This window comes from Formosa sediminum (assembly GCF_007197735.1).
In the GTDB taxonomy this organism is placed as follows: Bacteria; Bacteroidota; Bacteroidia; order Flavobacteriales; family Flavobacteriaceae; genus Formosa; species Formosa sediminum.
In genome coordinates, this window is sequence record NZ_CP041637.1 from 1,572,899 (window position 1) to 1,592,423 (window position 19,525).

At 31.7% G+C, this 19,525-nt stretch carries 16 protein-coding genes; 6 read left to right on the plus strand and 10 right to left on the minus strand.

What is annotated here, in order from left to right; translation table 11 throughout:
- Positions 1 to 3: 3 nt before the first annotated feature.
- The 3 genes from FNB79_RS06860 to FNB79_RS06865 all read left to right on the plus strand — a co-directional run bounded on the left by FNB79_RS06860 (position 4) and on the right by FNB79_RS06865 (position 3,864).
- Positions 4 to 2,397, plus strand: a complete 2,394-nt coding sequence (locus FNB79_RS06860; RefSeq protein ID WP_143380610.1) for a GumC family protein — start codon at positions 4 to 6, stop codon at positions 2,395 to 2,397.
- Positions 2,398 to 2,692: 295 nt separating this feature from the next.
- Entirely contained in the window at positions 2,693 to 2,827 is a 135-nt protein-coding gene (locus tag FNB79_RS17440; RefSeq protein WP_262711365.1) for a hypothetical protein, read from the plus strand.
- A gap of 143 nt (positions 2,828 to 2,970) precedes the next feature.
- Positions 2,971 to 3,864, plus strand: a complete 894-nt coding sequence (locus FNB79_RS06865) for an IS3 family transposase (RefSeq protein WP_221932592.1) — start codon at positions 2,971 to 2,973, stop codon at positions 3,862 to 3,864.
- A 58-nt stretch (positions 3,865 to 3,922) separates the two neighbouring features.
- Here FNB79_RS06865 and FNB79_RS06870 read toward each other — a convergent pair whose 3' ends face one another.
- The 8 genes from FNB79_RS06870 to tamL all read right to left on the minus strand — a co-directional run bounded on the left by FNB79_RS06870 (position 3,923) and on the right by tamL (position 14,201).
- Positions 3,923 to 4,510: a porin family protein gene (locus FNB79_RS06870; RefSeq protein ID WP_143380611.1), complete on the minus strand. Its 588-nt coding sequence runs from the start codon at positions 4,508 to 4,510 to the stop codon at positions 3,923 to 3,925.
- A 165-nt stretch (positions 4,511 to 4,675) separates the two neighbouring features.
- On the minus strand, positions 4,676 to 5,338 hold the full coding sequence (gene rpe / locus FNB79_RS06875; RefSeq protein WP_143380612.1) for a ribulose-phosphate 3-epimerase: 663 nt from the start codon (positions 5,336 to 5,338) through the stop codon (positions 4,676 to 4,678).
- 139 nt (positions 5,339 to 5,477) lie between these two features.
- A complete protein-coding gene (locus FNB79_RS06880; protein ID WP_143380613.1) occupies positions 5,478 to 6,341 on the minus strand; it encodes a sigma-70 family RNA polymerase sigma factor in 864 nt (287 codons plus the stop codon).
- A gap of 274 nt (positions 6,342 to 6,615) precedes the next feature.
- Complete coding sequence (locus tag FNB79_RS06885) at positions 6,616 to 8,847, minus strand: polyribonucleotide nucleotidyltransferase (protein WP_143380614.1); 2,232 nt, start codon at positions 8,845 to 8,847, stop codon at positions 6,616 to 6,618.
- A 142-nt stretch (positions 8,848 to 8,989) separates the two neighbouring features.
- Positions 8,990 to 9,259, minus strand: a complete 270-nt coding sequence (rpsO, locus tag FNB79_RS06890) for a 30S ribosomal protein S15 (protein WP_143380615.1) — start codon at positions 9,257 to 9,259, stop codon at positions 8,990 to 8,992.
- Between the two features lie 146 nt (positions 9,260 to 9,405).
- Positions 9,406 to 10,263: an acetyl-CoA carboxylase, carboxyltransferase subunit beta gene (gene accD / locus FNB79_RS06895; protein ID WP_143380616.1), complete on the minus strand. Its 858-nt coding sequence runs from the start codon at positions 10,261 to 10,263 to the stop codon at positions 9,406 to 9,408.
- A 234-nt stretch (positions 10,264 to 10,497) separates the two neighbouring features.
- Positions 10,498 to 11,565 carry a class II fructose-bisphosphate aldolase gene (fbaA, locus tag FNB79_RS06900; protein WP_143380617.1) on the minus strand — a complete coding sequence of 356 codons (1,068 nt, stop codon included), beginning with the start codon at positions 11,563 to 11,565 and terminating at the stop codon, positions 10,498 to 10,500.
- Positions 11,566 to 11,699: 134 nt separating this feature from the next.
- A complete protein-coding gene (tamL, locus tag FNB79_RS06905) occupies positions 11,700 to 14,201 on the minus strand; it encodes a translocation and assembly module lipoprotein TamL (protein WP_246073343.1) in 2,502 nt (833 codons plus the stop codon).
- A gap of 129 nt (positions 14,202 to 14,330) precedes the next feature.
- On the opposite strand from tamL, the gene FNB79_RS06910 reads away from it, so the two are divergent.
- On the plus strand, positions 14,331 to 15,065 hold the full coding sequence (locus tag FNB79_RS06910) for an RNA methyltransferase (protein WP_143380619.1): 735 nt from the start codon (positions 14,331 to 14,333) through the stop codon (positions 15,063 to 15,065).
- Here the strand turns inward: FNB79_RS06910 and porT are convergent.
- Both porT and ubiE read right to left on the minus strand, forming a co-directional pair.
- Positions 15,052 to 15,792: a type IX secretion/gliding motility protein PorT/SprT gene (gene porT / locus FNB79_RS06915; protein WP_143380620.1), complete on the minus strand. Its 741-nt coding sequence runs from the start codon at positions 15,790 to 15,792 to the stop codon at positions 15,052 to 15,054. The two genes, FNB79_RS06910 and porT, sit on opposite strands and share 14 nt — an antisense overlap.
- Position 15,793: 1 nt before the next feature.
- The gene (gene ubiE, locus FNB79_RS06920) at positions 15,794 to 16,522 is read right to left on the minus strand and encodes a bifunctional demethylmenaquinone methyltransferase/2-methoxy-6-polyprenyl-1,4-benzoquinol methylase UbiE (protein ID WP_143380621.1); all 729 of its coding nucleotides are present in this window, start codon (positions 16,520 to 16,522) and stop codon (positions 15,794 to 15,796) included.
- A gap of 137 nt (positions 16,523 to 16,659) precedes the next feature.
- On the opposite strand from ubiE, the gene trkA reads away from it, so the two are divergent.
- The gene (trkA, locus tag FNB79_RS06925) at positions 16,660 to 18,009 is read left to right on the plus strand and encodes a Trk system potassium transporter TrkA (RefSeq protein ID WP_143380622.1); all 1,350 of its coding nucleotides are present in this window, start codon (positions 16,660 to 16,662) and stop codon (positions 18,007 to 18,009) included.
- 3 nt (positions 18,010 to 18,012) lie between these two features.
- Positions 18,013 to 19,506, plus strand: a complete 1,494-nt coding sequence (locus FNB79_RS06930) for a TrkH family potassium uptake protein (protein WP_143380623.1) — start codon at positions 18,013 to 18,015, stop codon at positions 19,504 to 19,506.
- The last annotated feature ends 19 nt before the right edge of the window (positions 19,507 to 19,525 follow it).

Sequence of the window (19,525 nt, forward strand, 5' to 3'; positions counted from 1 at the left end):
CAAATGGCAGAAGAGAATATAAATAATAGTTTAGAGGAAAATAACTCAAGTATTAATATAAAAGAAGAGATTTTAAATTATTTACATTATTGGAAATGGTTTGTATTATGTCTAATTCTAGGGGTATTAGGTGCTTTTATTTATTTGAGATATACTCCCGAAGTATATCAATCATCAGCTCGAATAAAGATTTTAAATGAATCTAAAGGTTTAGAATTATCATCAAAAGGAGGCGGTGCATTATTCTCTGATTCTAAAAGTCTCGAAAATGAGATTCAGATTATTAAATCTAATCGTTTATTAGCAAAAGTTGTAGATAGTTTAGATTTACATATAAGATATTTTATTGAAGGACAATTTACTAGCAAAGAACAGTGGCAGGGAGCATTAAAATTAGTGTATTTAGAGCCTAACAACAAAATTGGATGGTCTAGATTTAATATTGAGGTTACAGAAAGTGGCTTAAATATTAGTAAAGGTGAAGAGCATTTAGATAAATTTTCAATTAATGGGTATAATCTAAATACGCCAAGAGAAGGTTTCCCTTTTTTAATTCAATCAAAAAAATGGATTAAACAGCATATAGGTTTAACTTATATTGTAACTGTTCAACCAATTTCTTCTGCTGCTAATAGCTTGTCAAACTCTATTTCTATAAGTCAAGTAGGAGCTACAGAGATTCTACAGATATCCATAGCAGGAGAAAATAGACAAAGATCTGAAGCAACATTAAATAAATTAGTTCAACAGTTTAACGAAGATGGTGTAATTGATAGACAATTAGTATATCAACGTACTATAGATTTTGTTGATGATCGTTTTCTTTATTTAGAAGAGGAATTAGATTCAATAGAAGATAATAAAAAAGTTTTTCAACAAGACAATAATTTAGTAACGTTTGGTTCAGATGTAGGGTATAGCATGAGTAAGAGAACATCCTCTGAACAGGCAGTGCTTGAATTAGAAAATCAAATAGCCCTTGCTAATTTATTAAAAGAACCTATTTATACGGATAATTTAAGTTCATTAATGCCTGAGAATGTAGGTTTACAAAGTGTTAATACTAATGGTATGGTCTCTCAATACAATAAGATTGTAATGGAAAGGGAAAATTTAATCGCTAGTGCAGGTGAACAAAATCCTAAAGTTCAAGCTTTAGATCGTCAACTATTAGATTTAAAAAGTAATCTAAAAACTTCATTAAACTCTTATTTTGAACAATTAAATACTGCTTTAGATAGATTGAAGAGTCAAGAAAATTCAGCTAAAGGTTTAATTAAGGGCATGCCTCAAAAAGAAAAGGTTTTACGTTCAATTGAGCGTCAACAAAATATTAAAGAGAATTTATATTTATTATTACTTCAAAAACGAGAAGAAGCCGCCATTAATTTAGCTATTACTTCTCCATCTGTTAAAGTTGTTGAGTACGCTTCAAGTTCGGGTCGCCCAATAAGCCCTGATTCAAAAGGGATATATTTGAAAAGTATATTAGTTGCTCTATTAATTCCATTTGGTATTTTATTTCTTATGTTTAAAGCAGATACCAAAATTCATGATAAAATAGACGTTTTAAATAATTCAAAACGTATTCCTATTTTAGGAGAAATTCCAGAACTTAAATCTGAACAGAAATTATTTTCTAATCCTCATGATAGAACAATTCTAGCTGAATCTTTCAGGATATTAAGTGCAAATCTAAAATATGTTTTAACTTCTAATAAAAAAGATGTTGCTAATATTATATATGTGACATCTACTATTAAGGGAGAAGGAAAAACTTTTGTGTCTGTGAATTTAGCATTATCATTCTCTAGTATCAATAAGAAAGTATTATTGATAGGCGCCGATTTGAGAAATCCTAAAATTGCAGTTACAGATGGTTCTAAAAAAGCGAAAGGGCTTTCTAACTACCTTTTTGGAGATAGTGATTCTTGGGAGCAATATTTGCAAAAGAGTATTTATAACGTAGATTATTTAGATGTATTAACTGCTGGTACCATACCTCCTAATCCAACAGAGTTACTCTCTAATGGGAAAATTGAAATGCTTTTGGAAGAAGCTAAACATTTATACGATTATATAATAGTTGATACCGCTCCAATAATTTTGGTATCAGATACGCTTTTAATCTCCCAGCACGCAGATGCTACAGTATATGTAACAAGAGCCGGCTTTACAGAGAAAAAATTATTAGGTTTTTCTAATGATTTATATCTCAATAAAAAACTAAACAATATGGTTTATGTCGTGAATAGTATTAGTGATGGTAATAAATCGAAAGGATACGGTTATAATTATGGTTATGGCTACGGATATCATAGCGAAGAAAGTGTCCCTGAAGTGTATTCTTGGACGTGGTTTAAAGAGTTTATAAAGAAAAAAATAAGAGGATTATAGCGTTCATCTTAGTGCTGTATTTAAGTTCTAACTTTTAAAAGAGTAAGTTCTTAGTTTTTTTTAATAAAAAATAATCAATAAAAGCTCTATTTATAATTAGTAATTAGAGCTTTTTTATATTACTACTGTCCCCGTCCTGAAATAGCGATACACTAAAAACACAGTGTAATGGAAACATCAGAAAATTCAGGGTATGTGAAACGAACTCAAAAAGATTACTCACTTTCTTTTAAGTGAAAAGTCGTGTAAGAAATCGAACCAGGTTTTTTAACCAGAAGTCAAGCACGAGACAAATATGGCATTCAAGCAGGATCTACGATCTACAATTACCAGATGGTTAAAAAAATATGATAACTTTGATTGGCAACACCAATTACCCATAAGCATGTCTAAAACTCCAAAACAACGTATTTTAGAATTAGAAGCATAATAAGTTTAGTTTTCAGAAAAACAGAAAGCACGCGCTGAATATCTAGTAGAACGTGCAGATAAGAAAGTTATTTTTTTTGATATGATGGTCGATATGACTGAAAAAGAATATAATATTGATGTGAGAAAAAATTACAAACGCGAGTGGTTGACCGCTTCAAAGAAGCACACAAAGAAACCGTAGTTTCTATCTGTGACAGCAGACAGGTTTACTATAGATTGGTACAGTCTAAAAGACAAAAACAAAGTATCGCTCACAAGGTAATAACTCTAGTACAATCTATTCGGGTAACCATGCCAAGGCTTGGAACTCGAAAACTGTATCACATACTAAAACCACAATTAACACTTTTAAATATTGGTAGAGATAAGCTCTTTAGAATACTAAAGGTTAATAATCTACTAATAAAACCAAAAAGAAGTTATCATATTACAACAGACTCACATCATCGTTTTAGAAGGCATAAAAATTTAGTAAACACATTAGAGATTGAAAGACCAGAACAAGTCTGGGTTAGCGATATAACATACATCGGAAATAGAGCAAATCCATCATATCTGGCTTTGATTACGGATGCTTATTCTAAGAAGATTGTTGGTTATAACGTGTCTGATAGTTTAAGTGCTTCAGGATCTATATTGGCTTTAGAAATGGCTATTAAAAACAGAAAATATAAATATCAAAATTTAATACATCACTCAGACAGAGGCCTACAATATTGTTCTGATGACTATCAAAAGATATTAAATGATAATATTATAAAGCCTAGTATGACCGAACAATATGATCCTTACGAAAATGCTATTGCAGAACGCATAAATGGTATTTTAAAACAGGAATTTGCTATAGCTAAACATAATATTGATCTAACACTAAAAACTAATTTGATTAAAAATGCTATTAAGGTTTACAACACTAAAAGACCACATTTATCAAATAACATGCTAACTCTAACACAGATGCACCAACAAAATGCTTTAAAACCAAAACGGTATAAATCAAAAAACCTGAACAATAAATCTATTGTTCAGGTTTAATTATTTTTATCCTTTAGTAATCCTGTATCGTTTATTTAGGATTATACAACCATTTAAATTAGAATCTATATAAAAATTCTATACTATGTATAAAGTTATTATTTGCATAAACCTTTTCATTATCGAATGCAAATTTTGCCATACTTTGAACTCTTACACCATATTCAGGAGCAAACCAAAACCTTAAACCAAGTAAAAAGTTCCCTGAAATATTAGATTCTTCATTTACATCAAAATATCCTAAACCTAAACCTGCATATGCATCTATTTTGTCATTACGTGCTATAAGTTCATCATAATAGAATTTACCATTAACATCGAAAGAAAAATAGCTACCACTCTCATCAAGCCATCCTTGAGATAATCCAGTTTCTTGTGATTGTCCATAATCTACATAAAAGTCATCTATTTTATTAAAAGAAATCATTGAACTTAAAGCCCAGTATTCATCGAATTTATATTCAATACCTAAAGTAATTGGTGTGCTAAAACTCCAATCTTCAGTACCTTTTAAGGGGTCTTTAAATGCACTATTATCAACGATGTTTATACCAACACTAGCAATCCACTCATCGTAACCTCTATATTGGCTATAAGCAAATGTAGTACACATTAGAAAAAAAAGTATGGCTGTAATCTTTTTCATATTAATTTTTTTGTTAAAAATAATGTTTAAATATTTATAAATGAAGTTTATTTTGGTTAAATAGACGAGAATTTATTTTTTTTAGTTTAATGGTAATCAATCGATTCGAGTACTAACATAATCAAAATATATTGTATTTAAAAATAACAATAGTTTAATTTTTTATTATGAATTGGTAATCGATTTTAAATCAGAAATTGTTTTTAACTGATTTGAACTATTAAATACGTAGCTACCTGCTACTAAAATATCTGCTCCAGAATTTACTAACTCTTTAGCGTTGTTTTGAGTAACTCCGCCATCTATTTCAATTAATGTAGGAGCTTTTTTACGTGCTATTAAGGTTTTCAATTGTTTAACTTTATTATAGGTATTTTCTATAAAACTTTGGCCACCAAACCCAGGGTTAACACTCATTATTAAAACGACATCAATATCATTAATTGTGTCTTCTAGTACATTAATATTTGTATGTGGATTTAAAGCTACCCCTGCTTTCATTCCTTCTGCTTTAATTGCTTGAAGCGTTCTATGCAAATGTGTACAAGCTTCAAAATGTACAGTTAAAATATCACTTCCTAAATTAGCAAATGTTTTAATATATCGATCTGGATCTACAATCATTAAATGTACATCTATAGTTTTTTTAGCATGTTTAGTAATAGCTTTTAGAACTGGCATGCCATAGGATATATTTGGCACAAAAACACCATCCATAATGTCGATGTGAAACCAGTCAGCTTCACTCTTATTAACCATTTCAACGTCTCTTTGCAGGTTTCCGAAATCTGCTGCTAATATAGATGGAGCTATTAATTTTGAACTCATTGTGTGTAAATTTTGGGCAAATGTAATATAAAAAAATGAACCCTCGGTAATCAGCCAAGGGTTCTTTCATCAATCAAAAAACGAACAGTTATCTTTTACTCTAAAGAGTATTAACTGTTTGTTACTAGTATTAGAATAGTTATCCTAAATATGTTTTTAAAATTTTACTTCTAGAGGTATGCTTTAATCTACGAATTGCTTTTTCTTTAATTTGTCTTACACGCTCACGTGTTAAATCAAAAGTTTCTCCGATTTCTTCAAGAGTCATTGGGTGCTGATTCCCTAATCCGAAATATAAACGAATTACATCTGCTTCTCGAGGCGTTAATGTCTCTAAAGCGCGCTCTATTTCTGTACGTAGAGATTCATGTAATAATTCTCGATCTGGATTTGGAGATTCTCCACTGTTTAGTACATCATATAAGTTCGAGTCTTCACCTTCTACTAGTGGAGCGTCCATACTTACATGTCTTCCAGAGTTTTTCATCGACTCTTTAACATCATTAATAGTCATGTCTAATTCTTTAGCAATCTCTTCTGGGCTTGGTGGGCGTTCATGAGATTGTTCTAAAAAAGCAAATGTTTTATTAATTTTGTTAATAGACCCAATTTTATTTAAAGGAAGCCGTACAATTCTAGATTGTTCTGCTAAAGCTTGTAAGATAGATTGACGAATCCACCATACAGCGTAAGAAATAAATTTAAAACCACGCGTTTCATCAAAACGTTGTGCAGCTTTAATTAAACCTAAATTTCCTTCGTTAATTAAGTCGGGTAATGTTAAACCTTGATTTTGATATTGCTTTGCTACTGAAACTACAAAACGTAAATTAGCTTTTGTTAATTTCTCTAAAGCGACTTGGTCTCCAGCTTTAATACGTTGCGCTAATTCTACTTCTTCATCTGCAGTAATTAAGTCAACTTTTCCAATTTCTTGAAGATATTTATCTAGCGAAGCTGTTTCTCTATTTGTAACTTGCTTCGTAATTTTAAGTTGTCTCATGTAAAGTTCTTCTGTAAATAATTATGTGAATACTCCTTTGTAATTAGTTATACGTAAGTATATTTATAAATGTTACAAATTGAACACATTTTTTTACAAATTCTTTATTTTTATCTCTTTTAATGCTATTGTAATTTATTTTTATATCGGATTAAAAGAAATTTATTTGATTATTATAATGTTGTATTGTTGTAAATTAAAGAACGATAACACAATGAAAAAGCCAATCTTAAATAACTAAGATTGGCTTATATAAGATTAAAAGAATAAAAAATTAATCTCTCTTTTCTCTAGTTTTTCTGTCATCGCGTTTATTCTCGCGATTTCTATGATCTCTAGGTTTTCTATCATCGCGGTCACGTGGTGGTCTTGATACATAACCTTCTGGTTTTGGTAAAATTGCTTTACGAGACACTTTTTCTTTACGTGTTTTAGGGTCTATTCCAAAGTATTTTACATCAAATACATCTCCCATATTAACAACATCTGATACATTCTCTGTGCGTTCCCATGCCAGTTCGCTTACGTGTAATAAAACTTCATTACCTGGAGCATCTACATATTCTACAACAGCTCCAAAATCAAGCATTTTAATAACTTTAACTTCGTAAACACTTCCTACTTGAGGTTTAAATAATAAAGCATCAATTTTAGCTTGAACAGCGGCTATGCCTTCATTACCTACACCTAAAATTTCAACGATACCTTCTTCAGTTACAGGATCTTCATTTATAACAATAGTAGTTCCTGTTTCTTTTTGCATCTCTTGAATAACTTTTCCTCCAGGGCCAATTAAAGCACCGATAAATTCGTTAGGTATTCTTCTAGAAATCATTTTTGGAGAGTGTTCTTTTACATCTTTATTAGGTTCGGATATAGTATCTGTAATTAATCCTAAAATATGTAAACGACCTTCACGAGCTTGCTTTAAAGCTTTAACAAGAATTTCATAAGATAACCCTTTTACTTTAATGTCCATTTGGCAAGCTGTAATACCATCTGCAGTTCCTGTTACTTTAAAGTCCATATCTCCTAAGTGATCTTCATCTCCTAAAATATCAGATAATACAGCGTATTTTCCAGACTCAACATCTGTAATTAATCCCATGGCAATACCAGAAACGGGTTTCTTTAATTGCACACCAGCATCCATTAATGCCATAGTTCCAGCACAAACAGTTGCCATAGAAGACGAACCATTAGATTCTAAAATTTCTGATACTACACGTACAGTATACGGACAATCTGCAGGGACCATATTTTTTAAAGCACGTTGTGCTAAATTTCCGTGTCCTACTTCACGACGAGACGTTCCTCTTAGAGGACGTGCCTCACCTGTTGAAAAAGGAGGGAAGTTGTAATGTAAATAGAAACGTTCTTCTCCTTCAAAAGATGGCATGTCTATTTGGTTTGCTTCTCTTGAAGTTCCTAGAGTAACTGTTGCTAATGCTTGAGTTTCTCCACGAGTAAAAATTGAAGATCCGTGTGTAGATGGTAAATAATCTACTTCACACCAGATTGGTCTAATTTCGTCGGTTTTACGACCATCTAAACGTAAACCTTCTTCTAAAGTAAGGTTTCTTACTGCAGCTTTTTCAGCTTTACTATAATATTTAGAAACTAAATCGCCATAATCTGCTAATTCTTCTTCAGAGAAAGTAGCTATTATTTCTTCTTTAATTTCTGCAAATGCGGCACTTCTTTCATGTTTAGACGATCCTGCTTTTGCAACGGCATATACTTTATCGTATGCCATATCATAAACTTTTTGCTCAAGCTCTTTATCTTCACGCTCTGGTTCGTATTCACGAGTTTCTTTCTTACCGAATGCTTCAGCTAATCGTACTTGTGCAGCACATTGTACTTTAATTGCTTCGTGTGCAAATTTAATAGCATCTGCCATTTCTTCTTCAGAAATTTCAAGCATTTCACCTTCAACCATCATTACTGAATCTGCAGAGGCTCCAATCATCATATCGATGTCTGAATCTACTAATTGAGCTTGTGTTGGGTTGATAATAAATTCACCATTAATTCTACCAACTCTTACTTCTGAAATAGGTGTTTCAAAAGGAACGTCTGATAATTGAATAGCTGCTGATGCTGCTAAACCAGCCATAGCATCAGGCATAACTTCAGGATCATGAGACATTAACTGAATCATAACTTGAGTTTCTGCGTGATAATCTTTAGGAAATAATGGACGTAAAACACGGTCTACTAAACGCATGGTTAATACTTCACCGTCGCTTGGTCTAGCTTCTCTTTTAAAAAAGCCTCCAGGATAACGTCCTGCTGCTGCAAATTTTTCTCTGTAGTCTACCGTTAAAGGTAAAAAGTCTACATCACTTTGTTTGTAATTGGACACTAATGTACATAATAACATACATTTTCCAGATGTTACAACGACCGATCCATGAGCTTGTTTTGCTAATTTTCCGGTTTCGATAGAGATTTCTCTTCCATCACCAAGGTCTATAACCTCTTTAAAAACTTTTGGAATCATAAATTTTTTATTCTAATTAAACAATGGTCGTTGTGTTGTAGTTGTTGTGTGGGTGACCAATGAAAAACTATATAACAGCTTTTTATCTTATCTTTTTCAAGACGTAATTAATTAAAAAAAGAGGCATAAAGCCTCTCTTTTCTTATTTTCTTAATCCTAATTCTTTAACTATAGCACGATATCTTAAAATATCCTTTTTAGTTAAGTAATCAAGTAACGCTCTACGCTTACCTACTAATTTTACTAAAGAACGCTCTGTATTATAATCTTTACGATTCTTTTTTAAGTGTTCTGTTAGGTGATTAATTCTGTGCGTGAATAACGCAATTTGTCCTTCTGCAGTACCAGTATCGTTCTTTCCTTTACCGTGCTTTGCGAAAAGCTCTTGTTTAGACTCTTTTGTTAAATACATTCCAATATTTATTTAAATGATTTTTATGTACATGAAAGTTTTTCTTTCAAGCGGCAAATATAGCAATATTAAATTACATAAAGGTGTAAATATTAATCTTTTGTTTGATTAGGTAAAAAAAGTGTCTAAATATATTGTTCCTTAAATTAGGCTCTTACAGGTTGATTTGTAATTAAGTCTATATATAAGTTAACCTTATTTTTTAAATCTTTACGGTGAGTAATGAAATCTAAGAAACCGTGTTCTAATAAGAACTCTGCAGTTTGAAACCCTTCTGGAAGTTCTTTTCCTGTCGTATCTCTTACAATTCGTGGTCCGGCGAAACCTATTAAAGCTCCTGGTTCACTAATATTAATATCTCCTAACATGGCAAAGGAAGCAGTGGTTCCTCCAGTTGTTGGATCTGTGCATAATGATATATAAGGAATGCTAGCATCTGCTAATTGTGCAAGTTTTACAGATGTTTTTGCCATTTGCATTAAAGATAATGCGGCTTCCATCATTCTTGCTCCTCCAGATTTGGAAATTACCATTAAAGGAATTTTGTTTTTTAAGGAATAGTTTGCAGCTCGTGCAATTTTTTCTCCTACAACACTTCCCATAGATCCACCAATAAAACTAAAGTCCATACAAGCTATAACTAAATCTTTACCTTTAGATTTACCAACGGCAGTTCTTACAGCATCTTTTAGTTGTGTTTTATCTTGAGCAGCTTTTAAACGGTCTGGATATTTTTTTGTGTCTACAAACTTTAGAGGATCTTTAGATACTAAATCGGCATCTAATTCTTTAAATGTGTTATCGTCAAAAAGTATTTCGAAGTATTCTTTACTACCAATTCTAACGTGATATCCATCTTCTGGACTTACATAAAAATTTTGTTCTAATTCTTCTGTATCTACTATTTTACCAGTTGGAGATTTATACCACAAACCTTTTGGTGTGTCTTTTTTCTCATTAGTGGTAGTTGTAATTCCTTTTGTTTTTCTTTTAAACCAAGACATATTGATTCTTATTTTTTTTATTTTGAAATATAAATTATTTCAAAATAGTTCAGTTTAGCGTTAAGCAAACAGACATAAAAAAAATATTTCTTTATGTCTGTGAGGTTAAATTTATGTAAATATAATAGAAATGTAAATAGCAGGACTGTTAAATCACATTTCGATTTTTATTCTATCATATTTTTGCCAAAATTATAATTTTGTTTTAAATATTAGCATAACGCTAAGATTTTTTTATAATGTATTCACATTATTTAAATCTTCAAAAGCCTTTTTTAAGCGTGCTACAAAGGTTTCTTCTCCTTTTCTAAGCCAAACTCTAGGGTCGTAATATTTTTTATTTGGTGCGTCTGCGCCATCTGGATTTCCAATTTGAGCTTGTAAATAAGCTTCATTTTCTTTCATATAGTCACGAATACCACTCATAAATGCATATTGCATATCTGTATCGATATTCATTTTAATTACACCATAGCTAATGCCTTCTCTAATTTCTTCAACTGTAGATCCAGATCCTCCGTGGAAAACAAAGTCTATATGGTTGTCTGAAACTCCGTATTTTTTAGTGATATATTCTTGTGAATTTTTTAAAATTTTTGGAGTTAGTTTAACATTTCCAGGCTTGTACACACCATGTACGTTTCCAAAAGCAGCGGCAATAGTAAATTGGTCACTTACTTTACTTAATTCTTCATAAGCGTATGCTACTTCTTCAGGTTGTGTATACAATTTAGAGTCGTCTACATCTGTATTATCAACACCATCTTCTTCACCTCCTGTTATACCTAATTCAATTTCTAAAGTCATACCCATTTTACTCATACGTTCTAGGTACGTTTTACAAATTTCCATGTTTTCTTCTAAAGGTTCTTCAGAAAGATCAATCATATGTGAGCTGAATAAAGGCTTGCCTGTTTCTTTAAAATGTTGTTCACTAGCATCCAACATTCCATCTATCCAAGGTAATAGTTTTTTTGCACAATGGTCTGTATGTAATATTACCGGAACACCGTAAGCTACAGCTAATTGATGTACATGTTTTGCTCCTGCAACAGCTCCAGCTATAGCTGCTTTTTGGTTTTCGTTACTTAATCCTTTACCTGCATTAAATGCAGCACCACCATTAGAAAACTGAATAATTACTGGTGCATTTAATGATGCAGCAGTTTCTAAAACACCATTTATAGTATCAGAACCAATGACGTTTACAGCAGGAAGCGCAAATCCTTTTTCTTTAGCATATTTAAATATTTCTTGTACTTCTTTTCCGGTAGCAACTCCCGGTTTAATATTGTGTCCCATAATATTCTATTTATTATTGTGAATGTTGATTATTACCAAAAGTAACAATTTTAAGTGTGTTTTTTAGTTTTTAAACCTCTTAAGTAAGGGAAAAATCGCGAAAACGTTTTAATTTTTACAATTTTTAAAATGTATTAGAACGGATAGTTAATTCCTACATTATAAACTGCATTTCCAAAATTATAATCCTTAAACCAGCGTTCGCCATTAGTGTATGAAGGATCGTAGGTTTTAAAACCAATATCGAATCTAAAAACTAAGAAACTAAAATCGTAACGCAGTCCAAACCCTGTTCCTATTGCAATGTCTTTAAGCGAGTCAAAACTATCGAAGGTAGATGCATCGTCGTCTATATTATCTAAGACATTCCAGATGTTTCCTACATCTATAAATAGTGCACCGTATAAATCTTCAAAAACATTAAAGCGATGTTCTAAATTTAAAGCAAGTTTTAAGTTTGCTTCATTATAATCGTCATTACTTTGTGAACTTCCTGGTCCTAAATCGTATGCGGTCCAAGCTCTGTTATCATTTGTTCCTCCAGCAAAAAAACTTTTTGAGAACGGAATATTATCTGAGTTTCCGTAAGGTATTGCAATCCCGAAAAAGCTTCTAAATGCAAGTATGTTACTGTGCCCTAAATCCCAATGCTTAGTATAATCTAACTCGGTTTTTATATATTGTGAGTACGATACATTGAAAAGTTCGTAATGGTCGTCGTCATTCTTTTTACTGTTTGCTAGATTAGAACCTAATGCTAATAAATTTCCTGCAGACTCAAGTCTGAACCTAAAAATATAAAAGCTTTCATCGCTAATAGAACTTCGATTGTCTTTAATAAAGGTGTAGGCGCTAGATACGATTAAGTTGTTTTCTGTTAATCTAATTTTTCGCTCTTCTATATTGTTAACAGTTTGTATATCGTCATCAGAAATGTCGTTTGGCGGATCGTCTCCTAAGACTCCGGTTATAAATGCTTCAGTGCCATCTGGTATAGATAAATCTTCGTCACTAGATATATACCCAATATCTTGAGCGATATCATTTAGTGTGTTGTAAGAAGTGCTATATACATTAAAATAATTATCTGGATTTAAATTTCTAACATATTGAGCGCTAAATAAATCTACAGACTGTGTAATGTTACGTTTGGGTTTCCAGTTATAATTTAGGTTTCCTGTAAGTGAGCGTTTATCTAGTCCTACATTTTTTTGACTGGCTATAGATAGACTTATTTTTGTTGTAGGAGACATGAATTTAGGAATTAGACTATCTGTTTTAAACGGAAAAAATAGTCTAGGTATAGTTAATTTTAAGTCTGCACCAATTTCATTTATATCAAAAAACACATCTCTATCATCTCCAGCATCATCAGATGCACCAATTGAAGTGAACCCCGATAGTTCAAGTGTTTCTGCTCCTCTAAAAATGTTTCTAGCCAATAAACTTGGACTTAAAGAAAAACCAATAACTTGAATGTTACTTGTAGAGACTTCTGTAGAAAAACCTAAATTAAACTTTTTAAGAGGTGTTAAATGTATGTTGGCAGTTAGAGTTGTATCCGGATTTTCAACATAATTAATATCTGGATATTTAAATGTTTTTAATCCGCTTAAATGATTATATGTACGTGTGCGGTCTATATCCCTGTAAATTCTTCCTGGACTTATAAATAGTGCGTCTGTTAAAGCTTTTGGTCTAAACGCAAGTTTGTCTGTGCTGTATAAATTATAACCATTAAAGGTTGTAGAGTCTTGTATAGCGGCGTTTCTGTTGTTAATTTTAGAGTCTGTATAAATATTAACATCTTTAATTTTATAGACTTTAAAAGGAACTCTGTAAGATGAATCTTGTTTTCTTAATTCGTAATCTTTAATTTGTACTTCAACATTAACCTTTTTATTAGTACCTACAGTGTCTACTTGAAAAAGAACATAGTCTTGACTAAATTGATAAATTCCGTTATTTCTTAATGAGGTTGAAATTCTATCGCGCTCGGCTTCAAAATTATCGGTAGTATAGCGTTCTCCTTTTTTTATTATAGACCGGTCTTTAAACTTATTATATATAGTATCTACAATAGGGGATGAAATTTTAGACGTCAGGCTGTCTATCTTAAATGGTTTACCTAGATTTACATGGTATTCAATTTCAGATTTGTTTTTGGTTTTTTTAATAATATTGTAATCTGCTGAAACATTAAACCAACCATTGTTAGTAAAATAATCTTCTAATCGTTTAACCGATTTAATCGCTCTAGGCTCACTTAAAAGTGTTGGTGCTTCTCCAGTTGTCTTTAGCCAATTGTTAAAACCTTTTCTATTATCTATATATTGTGCAAGTTGTTTTTTAGATAGAAAGCGTTCTAAACGTTCTCTGTGTTTTTCAGATTTGTTTAATTCGGCATCGATTATAGAGTCAATATTTGGTCGAGCTAAGTTATAGATGTATAGTCGAATAGGAAGTCCTAGCATGGTTTTGTTAGGGTCCTGGTATAATAAATTGTCAATCTGCTCTGATGTGTTTCTAACACTATCTACGTATATTGTGTTTTTTACTAAAAGGCGTTCGTGTTCTCCAACTCTTTTTAAAGAATTACAAGCCGTAATAAAACCTGTTATTAAAATAAATAACACTATTTTTGATAACCTTTTTTTCAAGTATATTTTAGGAATTAAAAACGTTTAAAAGACTTGTTTTATGTATGTAAACTTAATAAAGCAAACGTAATAAGTCGCTTATAAAATCAAAAATACATTATTTGAATGTTATCAAAAAATCAAATAAAACTAATTAATAAATTAAAACTTAAAAAGCATAGGGCAGAAATGAATGTGTTTGTTGCTGAGGGGATTAAAACGATTAAAGAATTGTTAAAATCCAACTTAAAACTACAACATTTATATACAACCGAGCTTTTTAATATAGAAACAGATTTAGAAACCCTTATTTCTGAAGCCGATTTAAAACGCATTAGTTTTTTAACAACACCCAACAAGGCTCTAGCCATTTTTGAAATTCCGAAATCCAAACCTATAGATTTATCTAAATTGTGTGTGGCTTTAGACGACGTTAGAGATCCTGGAAATTTGGGGACCATTATACGGTTGTGCGATTGGTTTGGTGTTCAGGATTTAATTTGTAGTGTAGGTACGGTAGATTGTTATAATCCTAAAGTTGTACAAGCAACTATGGGGTCTATTACACGTGTAAATATAAATTATATTGATTTAGAGCGTTTTGTAACAGAAGTTAATGTTCCTGTATACGGAGCCTTCATGGAGGGTGAAAATGTATACAACCACACAGCGCTAAACGATTCTGGTATTTTAATTATGGGTAATGAGGCTAACGGGGTTTCAAAACCCATTGAAGCTTTAATTACTCAAAAAATAACTATACCAAGATTTGGGTCTCTACAGGCAACAGAGAGTTTAAATGTGGCTACAGCAACTTCTATTTTATTAAGTGAGTTTAAACGCCGTACTATTGAAAGGTAAAGTTAACAAAAAGTCCTTGTGTTTTCATACTGGCAATATTATCTGTCCAAGGACTAGGGCCTTCAGAAGAATCGTCACGAACTAATTCGTCACTTAATGCAAAAATTCCTCGGATTGATGGTGTGAATTTAAAGTATTGTAAATAGAAATCGATACCAAAACCTATTTCATAATAATAGGTGTTTTTTGTCATTCTAAATTGTCCACTATGGTTGTCTTCAGTGTTATTTTCATTACTATTAAGATTTAAAGACATAGACACACCTCCTGTAATAAAAGGTTTAAAATTATTAAGTCGTTTAGCAGAGAGCTTAATTATTAAAGGTAAATGTATGTAGGTCGATTTTACTTCTCTTTTAAGATCGTCGGCATCATATGTATAATTAAGATTGGTAAAATATTCTTCTGGGAATATTAAATCTCTGTTTGTAATATATAGTCCAGGTTCAAAACGGAGGTCGAAATAATCGTTAATTCTCATATTTCCTAAAAGACCCACACTAAAACCTATACTTTTTTCTATTTGGATCTGTGGGGCTTCTTTTTCATCATTACCATCTTCATATTCAAAGTCAAATCCGTAATTGTTAAATCCTAAGAAATAACCGTAACTAAATCTGTCTTTATCAAAATTTTGATTGTTTAAAATCTTTTCACGCGTAAAAAGTTGCGCAAAACTAGATTGTGAAATCAGGAAAAGAAATATAACTACAACTAATTTTTTCATATTACTGTTTAGATGATGTATAAATGGTAGCGACTCCAAATGTTTGTGGGTAATCTTTCACATTAATAAACCCAATTTTCTTTAAAATATTGTTTAACGCTTCGCCGTGAGGAAAAACAGCAGCAGAATCACTTAAATATTTGTAAGCACTTTTGTCTTTAGAAAACAGTTTGCCAATAAACGGCATAATGTTATTTGTATATAATTTATAGCCTTGTTTAAATGGGGTTTTAACAGGAACAGATGTCTCTAAAATAACAAAAATACCATTAGGTTTAAGTACACGAAGAATTTCTGCCAGTCCTTTTTCTAGCGTTTCAAAATTACGAACACCAAAAGCAACAGTAATCGCATCAAAAGTATTATCGGCAAACGGCATATTTTCAGAATCTCCCAGAATCATTTCAATAGTGCCATCTAATTGTTTAGCCTTAACTTTTTGTTTTCCAACATCAAGCATCCCCGGACTTATATCTAATCCAATAATTTTATCGGCTTGTGTTTCGGCTAAATTTATAGCTAAATCTCCAGTTCCTGTAGCGATGTCTAATATGGTATTTGGTTTAGTATTTTTAACTAATTCTACAACTTTTTTACGCCATTTAATATCTATACCAAAAGAAATTACACGGTTTAAGTCATCGTAAGTACCTGAAATATTATCAAACATTTTAGTGACTTGTTCTTTTTTACCTAAGTCACTGTCTTTATAAGGGTTTACTTTTGTCAAATCAAAAATTTTTAAGCAAATATAAGTTATTCGGTATGTATTAAGAAACTTGGAAACAAATAATTATATTAATTGCAAAAGTCTACTTAAATTATAAATTCCACTATATTTGTTTTACTTTTTACGACATACCACACATGAAAATTATCATTGCAGGCGCTGGTGAAGTTGGATTTCATTTAGCAAAACTTTTATCTTACGAGGCTCAAGAAATTACATTAATAGATGTAAATAAAGAGAGTTTGATTTATGCAGATACACATTTAGATATTAAAGTTATTAAAGGAGATTCTACTTCAATTTCAATTTTAAAAGATGCTAGAGTGTCTGAAAGTGATCTTGTTATAGCTGTAACTTCTTCAGAAACAACTAACATTACAGTTTGTGTATTGGCTAAACAGCTAGGTGCTAAGAAAACCATTGCAAGAATTTCTAACACAGAGTTTATTAATCATAAAGATGAAGTCGGGTTTACTAAATTTGGAATAGATGAATTGATTTCTCCAGAAGCTTTAGCTGCTTCAGAAATTAAATTGTTATTAGACCAATCTGCTTTTAATGATAGTTACGAATTTGAAGACGGAGCCTTAACTATGGTAGGGTTAAATTTGTCTAGTAGAATGACTTTTGTTGGTAAAACTGTAAAGGAAGCAGCACAAATATTTCCAGAAATACGATTTGTACCCATAGCCATACAACGATTTGGAACCCAATATACAATTATTCCTAGAGGAGATACGGTCTTTAAACAAGGAGATAATGTGGTCTTTATAACGGCAGAAGGTGGTGCAGAAGAACTTTGTAAACTTACAGGGAAAACGCATACTCCAGTTAAAAATGTAATGATCTTAGGCGGAAGTAAAATTGGATTTAAAGCAGCAAGAGATTTAAGCAACTTGTCTACGCGCGTTAAATTGATAGAAAAAGATAAAGATCGTGCTTTCGATTTAGCCGACGAATTATCTAAAGTATTAGTTATTAATGGAGATGGACGCCATGTAGATTTATTAGAAGAAGAAAATCTTAGTGAAATGGATGCGTTTATTGCCGTAACAGGGAATTCTGAAACTAATATTATGTCATGTTTAGTTGCAAAATCTAAAGGTGTGCGAAAAACAATTGCTTTGGTAGAGAATATGGATTATTTTGAACTTTCTCAATCTATAGGAATTGATACTTTGATTAATAAAAAACTTTTAGCAGCCAATAATATTTTTAGATACATTAGAAAAGGCGATGTTGTAGCGATGACAAAGCTGAATAATATGCATGCTGAATTGTTAGAATTTAAAGTAAAATCAAGATCTATTATTTGTAATAAATTAATTAAAGATATAGACTTCCCGCGTTCGGCAATTATAGGAGGTATTATTAGAGATAATAACGGTATTATCGCTTTAGGTGATTTTAGAATTTCTCAGGGCGATCGTGTTGTTGTATGTTGTTTACCTCAATCTATTAAGCAAGTAGAAAAACTCTTCCTATAATTTATGAGATTAAATCAAAAAATTATTTTTTATTTCTTAGGATCTCTATTATTATTTAATGGTGGATTTATTTTGCTCTCTACATTAGTGAGTTTGTTTTATAATGATGGAGATACATTGAGGTTATTAATTTCTGGGCTTATTCCCATTACAATAGGAATAATTATAATGTACAGTACCAGAGATCATAAAAAAGAAATTAATAAACGAGAAGGCTATATAATAGTTACATTTGGTTGGTTAGCCATGACTTTATCGGGAACTCTACCATATATCATAACACAGAGTATTCCTAATTTTACAGATGCTTTTTTTGAAACCATGTCGGGCTATACTACTACAGGATCTTCTATATTACATGATATAGAAATTATTCCACATGGTGTATTGTTTTGGAGAAGTCTAACGCATTGGATTGGTGGTATGGGTATAATTGTGTTAGCCATTGCTATACTTCCGTTATTAGGTATTGGGGGTATGCAGTTATTTGCTGCAGAGGCTCCAGGACCAAGTGCAGATAAATTACACCCCAGAATTACCGATACTGCAAAACGATTATGGTTAATTTATTTTGGTTATACGCTTGCAGAAACTTTATTATTGTGGGCAGCAGGAATGACTTTTTTTGATGCAATTAATCATGCATTAGCAACCTTGTCTACAGGTGGATTCTCTACTAAAAATGCAAGTGTTGCGTATTGGAATCATCAGCCAATTATACAGTACATTATAATTCTATTTATGTATTTAGCGGGTGCTAATTTTGTGTTGAGTTACTTTGCTTTTAAAGGGAAAATTCAAAAAATATTAAAAGACGAAGAGTTTAAGTTGTATACCACATTTATAGCTGTTTTTACAGCTATAGTAGCTTTTATTATTTATTTTAGAGCAGATTTGGGAATGTCTTCGATTACACATCCAATGGTGTGGGGACAAGCAGAAAGTGCTTTTAGGCATGCGTTATTTCAGGTGCTTTCAATTATTACTACGACAGGGTTTGTGTCGGCAGATTACACATTATGGACACATTTTCTGGTAGTGTTTTTCTTTGGTTTAATGTTTTTAGGAGGGTCTGCAGGAAGTACTTCAGGAGGTGTAAAGGTGGTACGCCACTTAATTATGATTAAAAACGGGTTTATGGAGTTTAAACGTTCACTTCATCCAAATGCTGTTTTACCTGTGCGTTATAATAATAAAGCTGTTACAGGGGATATTGTATTTAATGTTTTAGCGTTCTTTATTCTTTATATGTTGTCTTTTATAATTGGTGCTTTAGTATTTTCAATGCTTGGTATTAATTTTGAATCGGCTGTAGGGCTATCGGCATCAAGTTTAGGTAATGTTGGTCCTGCGTTAGGGAATTATGGACCGGTAACAAATTACGCTGCATTGCCTGCAGTAGGGAAGTGGTGGTGTAGTTTTTTAATGCTTATTGGGCGACTTGAACTCTTTACTGTTCTAGTGTTGTTAACGCCTTTCTTTTGGCGGAATAGGTGATAAAAAAATAAGTTATACA